This is a genomic window from Nocardioides sp. Kera G14 (assembly GCF_020715565.1).
Taxonomy (GTDB): domain Bacteria; phylum Actinomycetota; class Actinomycetes; order Propionibacteriales; family Nocardioidaceae; genus Nocardioides.
This window is the reverse complement of sequence record NZ_CP085839.1, coordinates 2,649,138-2,662,945: the sequence shown is the minus strand read 5'-3', so window position 1 is coordinate 2,662,945 and position 13,808 is coordinate 2,649,138. Positions and strand designations below refer to the sequence as shown.

At 69.5% G+C, this 13,808-nt stretch carries 13 protein-coding genes and 1 tRNA gene; 9 read left to right on the top strand and 5 right to left on the bottom strand.

Annotation, left to right across the window (positions count from 1 at the left end):
* The first annotated feature begins 54 nt into the window (after positions 1 to 54).
* The 4 genes from eno (at position 55) to LH076_RS13055 (ending at position 3,462) form a co-directional block, all read left to right on the top strand.
* Positions 55 to 1,332 carry a phosphopyruvate hydratase gene (gene eno / locus LH076_RS13070; RefSeq protein ID WP_227781179.1) on the top strand — a complete coding sequence of 426 codons (1,278 nt, stop codon included), beginning with the start codon at positions 55 to 57 and terminating at the stop codon, positions 1,330 to 1,332.
* Between the two features lie 31 nt (positions 1,333 to 1,363).
* Entirely contained in the window at positions 1,364 to 1,948 is a 585-nt protein-coding gene (locus LH076_RS13065; RefSeq protein ID WP_227781178.1) for an FtsB family cell division protein, read from the top strand.
* A complete protein-coding gene (locus LH076_RS13060; protein WP_227781177.1) occupies positions 1,945 to 2,502 on the top strand; it encodes a DUF501 domain-containing protein in 558 nt (185 codons plus the stop codon). Before LH076_RS13065 ends, LH076_RS13060 begins: the two co-directional genes overlap by 4 nt.
* Positions 2,503 to 2,565: 63 nt before the next feature.
* Entirely contained in the window at positions 2,566 to 3,462 is an 897-nt protein-coding gene (locus tag LH076_RS13055; protein WP_227781176.1) for a Ppx/GppA phosphatase family protein, read from the top strand.
* Between the two features lie 105 nt (positions 3,463 to 3,567).
* Here LH076_RS13055 and LH076_RS13050 read toward each other — a convergent pair whose 3' ends face one another.
* The 4 genes from LH076_RS13050 to LH076_RS13035 form a co-directional block, all read right to left on the bottom strand.
* Complete coding sequence (locus LH076_RS13050) at positions 3,568 to 4,185, bottom strand: RES family NAD+ phosphorylase (protein WP_415753132.1); 618 nt, start codon at positions 4,183 to 4,185, stop codon at positions 3,568 to 3,570.
* Positions 4,186 to 4,291: 106 nt separating this feature from the next.
* A complete protein-coding gene (locus LH076_RS13045; protein WP_227781174.1) occupies positions 4,292 to 4,702 on the bottom strand; it encodes a hypothetical protein in 411 nt (136 codons plus the stop codon).
* Positions 4,703 to 4,906: 204 nt separating this feature from the next.
* Positions 4,907 to 4,982: transfer RNA gene (locus tag LH076_RS13040), tRNA-Leu, on the bottom strand.
* The gene (locus LH076_RS13035; RefSeq protein WP_227781173.1) at positions 4,973 to 5,437 is read right to left on the bottom strand and encodes an HNH endonuclease signature motif containing protein; all 465 of its coding nucleotides are present in this window, start codon (positions 5,435 to 5,437) and stop codon (positions 4,973 to 4,975) included. Before LH076_RS13035 ends, LH076_RS13040 begins: the two co-directional genes overlap by 10 nt.
* A gap of 107 nt (positions 5,438 to 5,544) precedes the next feature.
* Here LH076_RS13035 and LH076_RS13030 point away from each other — a divergent pair, with 107 nt between their 5' ends.
* Complete coding sequence (locus tag LH076_RS13030; protein WP_227781171.1) at positions 5,545 to 6,339, top strand: Bax inhibitor-1/YccA family membrane protein; 795 nt, start codon at positions 5,545 to 5,547, stop codon at positions 6,337 to 6,339.
* Between the two features lie 3 nt (positions 6,340 to 6,342).
* On the opposite strand, the gene LH076_RS13025 is transcribed toward LH076_RS13030, so the two are convergent.
* Positions 6,343 to 7,143, bottom strand: coding sequence for an SGNH/GDSL hydrolase family protein (locus LH076_RS13025; RefSeq protein ID WP_227781170.1), 801 nt, complete (start codon positions 7,141 to 7,143; stop codon positions 6,343 to 6,345).
* Between the two features lie 74 nt (positions 7,144 to 7,217).
* Here LH076_RS13025 and LH076_RS13020 point away from each other — a divergent pair, with 74 nt between their 5' ends.
* From LH076_RS13020 to LH076_RS13005, 4 genes are read left to right on the top strand one after another with little or no spacing between them, the layout of a single operon-like run.
* Positions 7,218 to 8,678, top strand: coding sequence for a cytochrome ubiquinol oxidase subunit I (locus LH076_RS13020; protein ID WP_227781168.1), 1,461 nt, complete (start codon positions 7,218 to 7,220; stop codon positions 8,676 to 8,678).
* Between the two features lie 11 nt (positions 8,679 to 8,689).
* The gene (gene cydB / locus LH076_RS13015) at positions 8,690 to 9,760 is read left to right on the top strand and encodes a cytochrome d ubiquinol oxidase subunit II (protein ID WP_227781167.1); all 1,071 of its coding nucleotides are present in this window, start codon (positions 8,690 to 8,692) and stop codon (positions 9,758 to 9,760) included.
* Positions 9,757 to 13,161 carry a thiol reductant ABC exporter subunit CydD gene (gene cydD / locus LH076_RS13010; RefSeq protein ID WP_227781166.1) on the top strand — a complete coding sequence of 1,135 codons (3,405 nt, stop codon included), beginning with the start codon at positions 9,757 to 9,759 and terminating at the stop codon, positions 13,159 to 13,161. The genes cydB and cydD overlap by 4 nt, the downstream gene beginning before the upstream one ends.
* The gene (locus LH076_RS13005; RefSeq protein WP_227781164.1) at positions 13,158 to 13,808 is read left to right on the top strand and encodes a hypothetical protein; all 651 of its coding nucleotides are present in this window, start codon (positions 13,158 to 13,160) and stop codon (positions 13,806 to 13,808) included. Before cydD ends, LH076_RS13005 begins: the two co-directional genes overlap by 4 nt.

Here is a 13,808-nt window from a genome sequence, read left to right as displayed (position 1 = left end):
CGTGACGCGGATCACGTCCGAGGCGCGGCCGACCCCCGCGATAGGGTGACGGTCGTGTCTGTGATCGAAGCAATCGGCGCCCGTGAAATCCTCGACTCCCGTGGCAACCCCACGGTCGAGGTGGAGATCCTGCTCGAGGACGGCACGTTCGCCCGTGCCGCCGTCCCCTCCGGCGCCAGCACCGGCGCGTTCGAGGCGGTCGAGCTCCGTGACGGTGGTTCGCGGTACGCCGGCAAGGGCGTGCAGAACGCCGTCGAGGCGGTCCTCGACAGGCTCGCGCCGGCCCTGATCGGCCTGGACGCCGACGACCAGCGCCTCATCGACCAGACCATGCTCGACCTCGACGCCACGCCCAACAAGGCGACCATCGGTGCCAACGCGATCCTCGGTGTGAGCCTCGCCGTCGCGCGCGCCGCCGCCGACTCCGCCGGCCTCCCGCTCTACAAGTACGTCGGCGGCCCGAACGCCCACGTCCTGCCGGTGCCGATGATGAACATCCTCAACGGGGGTGCCCACGCCGACACCAACGTCGACATCCAGGAGTTCATGATCGCCCCGATCGGCGCCCCGACCTTCCGTGAGGCCCTGCGCACCGGCGCCGAGGTCTACCACGCGCTCAAGGGCGTGCTGAAGGAGAAGGGCCTCGCCACCGGCGTCGGCGACGAGGGCGGCTTCGCCCCCGACCTTCCCTCCAACCGCGCCGCGCTCGACCTGATCGCCGAGGCGGTCAGCAAGGCCGGCTACGAGCTGGGCAAGGACGTCGTGCTCGCGCTGGACGTCGCCGCGACCGAGTTCTGCGAGAACGGCAGCTACACCTTCGAGGGTGAGCAGAAGAGCGCGGCGGAGATGACGGCCTACTACGCCGACCTCGTGGCGTCGTACCCCATCGTGAGCATCGAGGACCCGCTCGATGAGGAGGACTGGGACGGCTGGAGGACCATCACGGAGCAGCTCGGCGACAAGATCCAACTCGTCGGCGACGACCTCTTCGTCACCAACGTCGAGCGCCTCCAGCGCGGCATCGCAGGTGGCCAGGCCAACGCCATGCTGGTCAAGGTCAACCAGATCGGCTCGCTCACCGAGACCCTCGACGCCGTCGAGTTGGCCCACCGAGCAGGTATGCGCAACATGATGAGCCACCGCTCCGGGGAGACCGAGGACACCACGATCGCCGACCTCGCGGTCGCGACCAACTGTGGTCAGATCAAGACCGGCGCCCCGGCGCGCTCCGAGCGGGTCGCGAAGTACAACCAGCTGCTCCGCATCGAGGACGAGCTCGGCGAGGCCGCCCGATACGCAGGCGCAAGCGCTTTCCCGCGTTTCACTGCCTGATCCACGTGCTCGCGTAAGCGAGAATCGACGGGTGGCACAGCAGCGTTCGACGTCCCGAGGTCCGAAGGGGCCCTCGCGACCCGGCCGCAGCGGCGCCGCCCGTCGTGCTGCTGAGGCCCGTGCGGCGGCTGCGGCTGCCGCGGCCCGGCTCAGACGAGTCGACCCGCGCCAGAACCCCAAGCTGACCGGCCGCGCCATCATCCTGGTGCTGGTCTGCGCGGTGCTCGTGCTCTCGTTCGCGTCGAGCCTGCAGGCCTACTTGCAGCAGCGCCGCAGCATCGACGACCTGAAGTCGCAGATCGACACCCGACAGCAGCAGATCCAGGACCTCGAGACCGAGAAGGCGCGCTGGAAGGACCCGGCGTACATCGAGGCCCAGGCCCGGCAGCGGTTCGGCTACGTGATGCCGGGGGAGACGTCGTACGTCGCCCTCGACTCGGACGGGAACCGGATCCAGCCCGCCGGCGAGCTCGCCGATCCGTCGACGGTCGGGGAGAAGAAGGAGTCGCCCTGGTGGGGCACCGTGTGGGACTCCGTCGAGCTCGCCGGGAACCCGCCCGCCGATCCCGACCAGCCCGCAGAGAAGATCACCCAGAAGGGCACGGAGGCCAAGTGACCGAGCAGGACCCGGCCGCGACCATCGACCAGCGCGACATCGACGCGATCGCAGCCCAGCTCGGCCGTCTCCCGCGCGGTATCCGCGAGATCGGTCACCGGTGCCCCTGCTCGCTGCCCGACGTGGTGACGACCGAGCCGCGGCTGCCGGACGGCACGCCCTTCCCGACGACCTTCTACATGACCTGTCCCAAGGCGACCGGCCGGATCTCGACGCTCGAGTCGAACGGTGTGATGAAGGAGATGGAGGCGCGTCTCGCCTCCGACCCCGAGCTCGCCGCCGCCTACCAGCGGGCACATGAGTCCTACCTCGCCGCCAGGACGGCCATCGCCGAGGAGGCCGAGCTCGACGTGCCGGAGATCGCCGGCATCTCGGCCGGCGGCATGCCGACGCGCGTCAAGTGCCTGCACGTCCTGGCCGGCCAGTCGCTCGCCCAGGGCCGCGGTGTCAACCCGCTCGGTGACGAGGTGCTCGCCGCGCTGGGGGAGTGGTGGGCCGACGGCTCCTGCGTCGCCGACCAGCTCGCCGACGCCGAGCACGAGGTCGACCAGTGAGGGCGGCACGTTGACCATCCCACCGATTCGCTCGCTGTGCTCCCGAATCGGCGGGGACCCCGGATGAAGGTCGCCGCGATCGACTGCGGCACCAACACGATCAAGCTCCTCGTCGGCAGTGTTGACGGCGGAGCCCTGACCGTCGAGGTCAAGGAGGCCCGCATGGTCCGCCTCGGCGAGGGGCTCGACCAGTCCGGAGTCATCTCCGAGGGTGCGCTGAAGCGCGCCTTCACCGCCCTCGACGAGTACGCCGACCTCATCCGTGACCACGGCGCCGAACGGATCCGCTTCGTGGCCACCAGCGCCACGCGCGACGCGGCCAACGCCGACGTCTTCACCGCCGGAGTGCGTGAGCGTCTCGGCGTCGAGCCCGAGGTCGTCGCCGGCACCGAGGAGGCGGCGCTCGCCTTCGACGGGGCCGTCCGCAACCTCCGGGCACAGCCCGCCCAGCCGGTGATGATCATCGACATCGGCGGCGGCTCCACCGAGCTGATCTACGGTGCCGACGACGCGTTCAGCATGCAGATCGGCTCGGTCCGCCAGCACGAGCGGCACCTGCGCTCCGACCCTCCGACGATGGAGGAGATCGCCGCCTGCGTCGCCGACATCGATGACGCCCTCGACGCCTCGCCGGTCTCCGCAGCAGGGGCCGCGAGTGTCATCGGGGTCGCCGGCACGATCACGACCATCGCGGCTGGAGTGCTCGACCTGCCGGCGTACGACCGTGAGGCCATCGACCAGGCGGTGCTTCCCGTCGGCGAGGTGCATGCCCTCGTCGACCGGCTCGTCGCGATGACGGTGAGCGAGCGGCTCACGCTTCCGTGGATGCACCCCGGTCGCGCCGACGTGATCGCGGCGGGCGGCCTGATCCTCAGCCGCATGCTCCGCCGCGCCCCCGTGGACGAGCTGCTGATCTCCGAGGCGGACATCCTCGACGGGATCGCCTGGTCACTAGCCTGAAGTCTGTGAGTGGGGCCGCCCCCACCGCGGCCCCAATCACCCGATCGGACGTCGGAGCGATGATCTGAGAAGACCGCGGACCACGGCCTGCTGGCTTCAGCGTTGTCAGATCCAAGGATCGGGAAGTTCGATTTCGTACAGCGCCGCTACGGAGCGAACGGCGTCGCGATGCTCCACCACTTCGCTGCTGAGTGCTTCGACACGAAAGGCGACTTGAACTTTGTCGTAGAGCGCCCAGCAGGTTTCGCTCCCGTCCAGGCGCGATGCATACCGCAGTCCGTCCACATCGTCGTACCACTCGAAGACGGCGCGTGAAACGGCCTGTGTGATCGGTCTGCCGATGGGACCGGCAAGCTTGACCACCCCTGAGTCCAATCGCGCGGGATTCGCCGCGCTGCCAAGTCTGGAGCGGTCGAGTGCGTTGCGAACCACTGGGTGCTTGTCGAGTGCAACAAGTGACTCCGGTGCGTCTACATCGATGATTGTTGGCTTTGCCCCGAGGAGGGTGCAGTGGCCGACCTGCTGTCCGGCTAGCCATTCGGACAACCCAACACCGCGGGTCGGGTCCTCGTCCCCTTCTTCAATGCCTCCAACATCAGCGAGCAACGTCTCCACCTCCGGGGCTGGGCGGAACCGGGACATCGTCTCGACCAGACACCCGCGCAGGGTCGTAGCTAGGTATCGAACTGAAAAGCTGCCCTGCGGATCGTCGAAGCGAGACATCGAAGCGGGGTCCAGGTCGTAAGGGGGCCGCCTCAGGGCGGCGGGGTTCCAATGAACCCTGAGGAATTCCCGCGGCAACGCCGCCACGACCTGAACCTCCGGCATCTCATCCCTCCAAGAACGCCCGAGTAGCAGCAAGCAGGCGTCCCTGCACTTCCTCTGAATCGCTCTTGCGAAGGACCATCAGTGGCACCTCGTCGTCAAGCTGTGGGTTCGACGAGCGAAGGAACAGCGCCGCGACAGTGCCCCCTTGGGTCTCGGCGATCGCATACGCGACCCGATAGAGGAGGCTCAAGCGACCGAGAACGGCGTGCTCGCGGGGCACGGTCTCTCCCCGACTCCATGCCTTCAGTTGCCTCGCATCCGCAAGCCCGAGGGCGGCCGACGCGACGCGCGGGCCGATCGTCCTCAACAGGTACTCGGCTTGTTCTCCCGGCGCCGTTGTGAGTGCCTGCTTGTAGGCCTTCTCCCACACCTCCGCCATATCGACGTGGAGGGTGTTGCGTTCATAAGTCATGCGCACCTCTCATCTCTACTTCGAAGCCGAAGCGGTCAGACTACGCCTGCTGCGCGCCAGTTGCGCGCCTTATTGCCGATCCTAATGCTAGGACTGTTGAGCGCTGTGGATCGCGAACTGCGCGAGTCTCGATGGCGCTGTGCGCGCGCTCTTGGCCTGCTTCTGTCGGCCTGGACGGCGCCGAATTCCGGCGGTCCCACTAGGTGCGGGCGATGGGATTCGAACCCACAAATTCGACAGGACTTTTAAGGTCCCCGGCTCACCGTTGGCCTACGCCCGCTTGATGTTCCTGCCGCGGTAGGTGCTCGTCTGTGCGTGGCAGTTGGGACAGAGTAGTTCGAGGTTCTCGAGTGCATTGTTGTCGGGGTTGCCATCACGATGTTCGAGCTCAAGCGCAATCGGCCTTCCTAGCCACTCCGTCAGGCCGCAGCGGTTGCACTTCGCCTCGAAGACCCCTTCGCTGATGAGGCGCAGCCTCAGTTGGTGTGAGCCGACGCGGTGGCGATTGGAGAGGTAGTCCTCGAGTCGTCGCCTCGGGCCGAGGGAGCGGCCCCTGCTCCATGCCTGGCCGCGGAAGTGCGACGTATCCAATCCAGCGGCGGTAATTGCTCTGCGGATGGTGGCATAGTTGCCGCCGGCTGCCCGGAGCCCGAGGCGCGCGATGACCTGCGCCAAGGACGATGAGGCGAGTACGGCAGTCTCGAGGTCAAGTTCAGTCCACGTGCGGTTCCGCATGCCATCAGCATCACGCATACCTCCGACGGAACTTTGGACCCGCGTTCAGCGTTCATACTGGTGAGCCGGTAGGGAACCGGCCACCCCCGGCCTCACAGGAGACCACGATGCAGAGCAACAACCCGGTGTTCAACCGCTCCGAGGGCTTCAACGGCCGCCCGTACGCCGGTTTCGGCGACGGCCCGGTCATGACGAAGCCGCAGACGACCTATGGCAGCGGCCTGATGACGATCGACTCCGTCGTGCAGCGCACCGCGCTGTCCGTCGGCGTGGTCATCGTCGCCGCCCTCGCCACGTGGGTGCTCACGCCCGACCTCAACGACTTCACCACCGATCTCGGCCCGCTGTACGCGGCCCTGATGATCGGCGGCATCGGGGCCTTCGCACTCTCGATGATCAACAGCTTCAGCCGGGTCATCAACCCCGTGCTGGTGCTCGCCTTCGCCGCCCTCGAGGGCGTCGCGATGGGCGCACTGTCCAAGCTCATGGATGCCCAGTTCGGCGGCAGCGTCATCTCCGGCGCGGTGATCGGCACCTTCGCCGCCTTCGCCGGCACGCTCGCGGCGTACAAGTTCTTCAACATCCGGGTCGGCAACAAGTTCCGCACCATCGTCACCGCCGCGATGTTCGGCATGGTCGGCCTGGCCCTGATGGAGCTCGTGCTCAGCCTCTTCGGCAGCTCGCTCGGCCTCTTCGGCTTCGGCACGCTCGGTCTCCTGACCGCCGTCGCCGGACTCGTCCTCGGCATCTTCATGCTGGTGATGGACTTCGACTTCGTCGAGCGCGGCATCGCTGCCGGCCTGCCGGAGCGCGAGTCGTGGCGTGCCGCCTTCGCGATGACGGTCAGCCTGATCTGGATCTACCAGAATCTGCTGCGTCTCCTCGCGATCCTCAGGGACTGAGTCCTAGGACTGCACCACAGGGCGCTGCAGCGCCGTGACGACCTCGTCCACCAGGACGAGGGAGACCCTGCAGTAACCGGCCGCGCTTGGATGGAACCTGTCGGGTCCGAAGAGCGCGGCCGGATCTGCGTAGAACTCCGGACCGAGCAGCGAGCCCAGCGAGACCGCGTGGCCGCCGGCGACCTCCGTCGCGACCGCCTGCAGGGTCGCGAGGTGGCGCGACATCGTGCGCAGCACGTCGCGCAGCGGCGGAAGGATCGGCTTGATCGTGCCGAGGTCGGGGCAGGTGCCCACCACGACGGTCACCCCGGACCGGCGCAGCGCGAAGACGGCGTCCTTCATGTAGCGCGCCGCGCGCCCCGGCGGCACCAGGTGGGTCACGTCGTTGGATCCCACCAGGAGTACGGCGACATCCACCCCGTCCTCCAGCGCCAGGGCGACCTGTGTGGCGAGGTCGAAGGAACGGGCGCCGACGACGGCGTACGAGCGGAGCCGGACCGGGACGGACATCTTCGCGGCGAGGCCGGCGGCCATCACCGAGCCGGGCGTCTCCTCGGGCTGATGGATGCCGTAGCCGGCGGCGGCCGAGTCGCCGATGACGGCGAGTCGGATCGTCTCGGCGGGATCGCCGTCGCCATAGACCCCGTCGGCCACAGGGACGGCGTGGATGGCCCGGCCGATCCGGTTGCGCGCCAACCGCGCCTCAGCGACCAGGAGTGCCAGGAGCCCTGCTCCTGCAAGGCCGACGCCGCCTCCGCCATTGCCGGCAGAAGCGACTCTCCAAGCCGTGCGCAGCGTTCCCATGTCGGTGCACAAGCCTACGGCACGGCGCTTGTGAAAGTTTGCACAAGCGCCCGAAAAGGAGCATGGTGGAGAACGTGGATAGCGTCCTCGACCTCGCTCGGTGGCAGTTCGGCATCGTTACCGTCTACCACTTCTTCTTCGTGCCGCTCACGATCGGCCTCAGCTTCCTCGTCGCGGTGATGGAGACCATCTGGCTCCGCACCCGGCGCCAGGAGTGGCTGCGGCTGACCAAGTTCTTCTCCAAGCTCTTCCTCATCAACATCGCGATGGGGGTGGTGACCGGCATCGTGCAGGAGTTCCAGTTCGGCATGAACTGGAGCGACTACTCGCGCTTCGTCGGTGACGTCTTCGGCGCACCCCTGGCCGTGGAGGCGCTGCTCGCGTTCTTCCTCGAGTCGACCTTCATCGGGTTGTGGATCTTCGGCTGGGACAAGCTCCCACGCGGACTGCACGCAGGCTGCATGTGGATCGTCCACCTCGGCACGCTCGCCTCGTCCTGGTTCATCCTCGCGGCCAACTCCTGGATGCAGCACCCGGTCGGCTACCGGTTCAACCCCGACAGCGGGCGCGCCGAGCTGACCGACTTCTGGGCGGTCATGTTCAACAAGGTCCAGCTCGGCACCTTCCCGCACGTCATCGGGGCGGCGTACATGACCGGTGCCGCCTTCCTCATCGGCATCAGCGCCTGGCTCTACGTCCGCGGCAAGCGCGAGGACCAGCCGCTCTACCGCCGGTCGATCCGACTCGGCTCGTGGGTGCTCTTCATCGCCGGCATCGCCGTCGTCATCAGCGGCGACGTGCAGGGCAAGATCATGACCGAGGTCCAGCCCATGAAGATGGCGAGTGCCGAGGCGCTGTGGCAGACCTCCGACAGCTGCGCCCCGTTCTCGATCCTCACCATCGGCACCCGCGACGGCCAGCACAAGAAGTGGGCGCTCGAGGTGCCCTGCGTGCTGTCGTTCCTCGGCACCGGCACCTTCGACGGCAAGGTGCAGGGCATCTACAACCTCCAGGAGGAGTACCGGGAGAAGTACGGCGCCGACCGCGACGCCGTCACCTCCGACTCCGGCGACTACACGCCGATCATCCCGGTCACCTACTGGAGCTTCCGCTGGATGATGGGGCTCGGCGCGGCCGGGGCCGCGGGTGCGGCGCTCATCCTCTGGCTCACCCGCAAGGGGCGTACGCCGACCTTCCGCTGGTTCGCGCCGCTGGCGATCTCCGTGCCGCTCTTCGTGCTCCTCTCCAACTCGGTGGGGTGGATCTTCACCGAGATGGGGCGACAGCCGTGGGTGGTCTTCGGGCTGATGACGACGAGCAACGCCGTCTCCCCGGGAGTGAGCGCGTGGGAGGTGTGGACGTCGCTCATCGGCTTCACGCTCGTCTACCTCGTCCTCGCCATCGTCGAGGTCGGCCTCCTCATCCGATTCGTCAAGAAGGGCGTCGACGCGTTCGTCGAGCCGCCCGAGCCGAAATGGCGACGGGATCCGGATGAGCCCGACGATGCCGACCGTCCGCTGAACTTCGCGTACTGAGAGGGGCGATCATGGAGCTCACCACCGTCTGGTTCTGCCTCATCGCCGTCCTCTGGATGGGGTACTTCGTCCTCGAGGGCTTCGACTTCGGCGTCGGCATGCTGTTGCCGGTGCTCGCCAAGGACGGCCGCGAGCGGCGCGTCCTGATCAACACCATCGGCCCGGTCTGGGACGGCAACGAGGTGTGGGTCCTCACGGCCGGCGGTGCGACCTTCGCTGCCTTCCCGGAGTGGTACGCCACGTTGTTCTCCGGCTTCTACCTGCCGTTGTTCCTCATCCTCATCGCGCTGATCCTGCGAGGCGTGGCCTTCGAGTACCGCCACCAGCGGCCGGGCGCTGCGTGGGCCGGCTGGTGGGACCGCGCCGTCATCGTCGGCTCGTTCGTGCCGGCCCTGCTGTGGGGCGTCGCCTTCGCGAACATCGTCTACGGCGTACCCATCGATGCGGACAAGGAGTTCACCGGCTCGCTGCTCACCCTGCTCCACCCGTTCGGGCTCCTCGGTGGGCTCATGACGCTGACCCTGTTCCTCACCCACGGTGCGATGTTCGTGGCGCTCAAGACCGACGGCGACATCCGTCACCGGGCCCGCGCGCTCGCTGTGAGGCTCGGGCTCGTGGCCGCCGTCCTCGCCGTGGTCTTCCTCGTCTGGACGCAACTGCACACCGGCAACGCCGGCTCCGCGGTGCTCTTCACGATCGCCGCCCTGGCACTGGTCGGCGGCCTCCTCATGGCGGCCCGTGGCCGGGAGGGCTGGGCCTTCCTCGGCACGTTCGTCACCCTGGCCCTCGCCGTGGCCGGCCTCTTCGTAGCGCTCTTCCCCGACGTCATGCCCACGACGCTCGCCGACGGTGTCTCGCTCACGACGACGAACGCCTCGGCGACGGGCTACACGTTGAAGGTGATGACGATCATTGCGGCGATCTTCACCCCGTGCGTGGTCGCCTACCAGGCCTGGAGCTACTGGGTGTTCCGCAAGCGGATCGCGGTGCACCACATCCCGACCGAGGAGCTGAAGGAGTCCAGCAGGGCGGAGATCGGCATGGATCCCGACCCGGCGGGCGTGCTGGATGCGTCCGAGTGACCCCACGGCCGACTGACCCGGCGGTGCGGCGGGCGCTGGCGCCCGCCGCCCGCCCCCTCGCGGTCGTCGTCGGCTGCGGGATCGTGGGTGCCCTGCTGCTCATCGCTCAGGCCTTCGCGCTCTCGCGGCTGATCCTCGCGGCCATCGGCGCCGGGGCAGTGCTGCCCTGGGCGATCGTCGTGGTGGCCCTCTTCGCCGGTCGCGCGGCGGTCGGCTGGGTCTCCGACGTCGCGGCGGCACACGCGGCGGGACGGGTCGGCGGCGACGTACGGCGACGGGTGATGGGCACCCTGCTGGCCGGCTCCTCGGAGTCGGTCGGTGCGGCGTCGGCCCTGGCCACCCGTGGAGCGGCGTCGGTCGAGCCGTACCTAACGCGCTACGTGCCGGCGCTCGTGCTCGCGGTCGCCCTGCCGCCACTGGTACTGCTCGCGATCGCGACCCAGGACCTGTGGTCGGCGCTCGTCGTGGTGCTGACCCTGCCGCTGATCCCGGTCTTCGGCATCCTCGTCGGTCTCGCCACCCGCGACGAGGCCGCCGGGCAGTGGCGGGCCATGGCCGATCTGGCCGGCCACTTCCTCGACGTGATGCGCGGCCTGCCCACACTGGTCGCCTACCGCCGGGCGCGCGCCCAGTCGGCTGTCATCGGCGCCGTGACCGAGCGCTACCGGACGCGCACGATGCGCACGCTCCGGATCGCCTTCGCCTCCTCCGCCGTCCTTGAGCTGGTCGCCACCCTGTCGGTCGCCCTGGTCGCGGTGACCATCGGCCTGCGCCTCGCCAGCGGGTCCGTCGCGCTCTCGGCGGCCCTGCCCGTCCTGCTGCTGGCGCCGGAGGCGTACTGGCCGCTGCGCCGCGTCGGTGCCGAGTTCCACGCCTCCGCCGAGGGCCTCGCCGTCTTCGCCTCCCTGCCGGCCCTCCCGCCGAATCCGGCCCTTCCTGACACCGAGTCCGGGGTCTCCTGCCGCCGAGTCCCGGGTTTCCTGCCTGGCGAGGAGATGACCGTGTCGCCCGGCGGCACGGCGCACGGAGTGATCCGCCTCGAGCACGTGAACGTGACCTACCCCGGCCGCGTCACGCCGGCCCTGGCCGAGACGTCCGTCGACATCTCCGGGCCGGGTGTGACGGCGCTCGTCGGGCCGTCGGGCTGCGGCAAGTCCACCCTGCTGGCCGTTCTCGCTGGCGAGCTGCCCCCGACGTACGGCGCCGCCCGCTGCGGCAGCGTCACCCTGACCGATCCGCAGTGGCGGTCGCAGGTGTCCTGGCTGCCCCAGCGACCGGTCTTCGTCGCCGGGTCGGTCGCCGACAACCTTCGTCTCGCGTCGCCGGAAGCGACGGATGCGGAGCTGCGCGGGGTGCTCGCCCGAGTCTCCCTCGACCACCGCATCACCGACCTCGACGCCGAGGTCGGCGAGGACGGACTCGACCTCTCGGCGGGGGAGAGGGCTCGCCTGGCGCTCGCCCGAGTGCTTCTTGCCGACCGCCCGTGGGTGCTGCTCGATGAGCCCACCGCGCATCTCGATCCGGAGACCGAGCGAGTGGTCGCCGACGTCGTCGAAGAGCTCGGCCGTACACGCGGGGTCGTCCTGGTCGCACACCGACCCGCGCTCGTCCGTCTCGCCGGTCGCGTGCTCGACCTGGGTCGCGAGGAGCTACCGGTCCACGCCCTCGTGTCCAGCGATTCCGTCGCGGCCGCTGAGGAACACGACGCAGTGGTGACGCAGTCGGCCGGCGACGTACGGGCAACTCAGCGGCAGAAAACCCCAGACGCGGCGGCAGGAGGCCCCGAACTCGACGGCAGGAACGACCCGATTCGGCGGGGATGGGGCTGGGTGCTCGAAGGGCTGGCGAGCACGAGCGGGGTGGCGCTCACGGCGACGGCGGGGTGGCTGATCGTGAAGGCCAGCGCCGAGCCGGCCGTGCTGACACTGCTCGTGGCGATCGTCGGGGTGCGGACGTTCGGCATCGCGCGGCCCGTCCTGCGGTACGCCGAGCGGCTGGTCTCGCACGACCGGGCGCTGCGACTGCTGGCCCAGACCCGCGTGGGTGTCTTCGACGCGCTCGTCCCGCTCGTGCCCGGCAGGTTGCCCCGGCGGCGCGGCGACGTGCTGGCCAGCGTGGTCGACGACGTCGATGTCGTGCTCGACCGGGAGCTCAGGCTGCGCGTGCCGGTCAGGGGCTTCATGCTCACCGGTGCGATCGCCACGGCCGTCACCGCGGTGATCGACCCCCTTGCCGGCGTCGCCACCGCTGCCCTCACCGCCGGTGCCGGGACGGCCGCCTTCCTCCTCGCCCGGCATGGCGCGCGAGAGTCCGAGCGGCAGGCCGTCGCCGCCCGCGCGCGGATCAGCGAAGAGGTCACCGACGCCGTCCAGGCTGCCGCCGAGCTGCGCCGCTGGCAGGCGACCGATCGAGCCCTCACCGCCGTGAGCGATGCCGGGGCCCAGGCCGCGGCCGCCACCACCACCAGCGCCCGATGGCTCGCCTCCGCGCGGGCACTCACCCTCCTCTCCGCCGGTGCGATGGTGGCCCTCACCGCCGCCGTCCTCGCCAGCCGTGGTGACCACAGCGATCCGGTCGCCGCGCTCCTCATCCTCACGCCGCTCGCCCTGGCCGAGCCGCTCGCCACCATGGCGGATGCGGGGGCGGTCGCGGCCAGGGTCGCGGCCGCACAGCAGCGCCTTGACGGACTCCTCGACCAGCCGCCCGCGGTGACCGACCCGGCGGAGCCGCGACCGATCACGGACACCACCCTGGGGATCGACCACCCGGCGGTCACGCGTGACGGCCGGACCGTCCTGGCCGGCCTCGACCTCACCCTCACGCCGGGCCAGGTGCTCGCGATCAGCGGCCCCAGCGGGTCGGGCAAGTCCACGCTGGCCGCCCTGTTGATGCGGTTCCTCGACCCCAGCAGCGGCCGGGTCGCCCTCGGGCACACCGACCTGCGCGAGGCGGCCCCGGACGACGTACGCCGTCATGTCGGCCTCGTGGACGACGACCCGCACCTCTTCGCGAGCACGGTCGCCGAGAACATCCGCTTCGCCCGGCCGGGCTCCACGGACGCGGAGGTCGCGGCGGCACTCGCCGAGGCTCAGCTCGGAGAATGGATCGAGGCGCTCCCGGACGGACTCCAGACCCGGCTCGGTGACGGCTACGCCGAGGTCAGCGGCGGCGAGCGGGCACGCTTGGCGATCGCCCGCAGCCTCCTCGCCGACCATCAGGTCCTCGTGCTCGACGAGCCGACTGCTCACCTCGACACGGCGACGGCCGATCGGCTCCGCGACGAGGTGCTGACGGTGATGACCAAGTCGGCGGAAATGCCGCGGAGCATCGTCTGGATCGGCCACCATGGTCACCCGGAGGGGGCCGACGTGAGGATCGAACTGGAGGAACTGCGCCGATGATGCCTGCGGTCAATGACCCTGTGCACCTGGCGGACGAGGAGGGTGAGGAGCTTCCGGGTTTCGTCCTGCAGGTCGAGGGCGACCACGTCTTCACGGTCCGGCTCGACGAGGGACAGGTCGGACAGATCGGCAGCAACTACGACCTGGTCTGGGCCGCCGACGGATCGGCCGTCCAGCAGGTTCGGGTGGTCGTCGTCGAGCGGCTCCTGATCGATGGGATTCCGGTGGCCCGCGTCCACCCGAACGGCGAGGTCCGGCGCGTCCAGCGGCGCCAGTACGTGCGCGTGCCCGCGCAGCGCGAGGTCCGGCTCATGCTCGACCCCATCCCGCTCGACCCGGAGCTCCTCGGCGTCCCGAAGAACATCGTCGGGCTCACGCTCGACATCGCCGAGGCGGCCGTCCGCTGCTCGGTGAAGCCGCAGGACGCGGCGGCGTACGGCGTCGGCACCGGCGTTGAGGCGCACTTCTCCCTCGGAGCGGAGACGTTCGTGATCCGCGGCGAGATCGGTCGGGTGCGGGAGATGACCGACCTCGAGCCGCCGCGCGTCGAACTCGTCCTGATGATCGAGGAGGAGGAGTCGGTGCGGACCGCGATCCGACGCGCGCTTTTCGCCGAGCAGGTCCGCCTCCGCGCGGGCGCGCGCTGA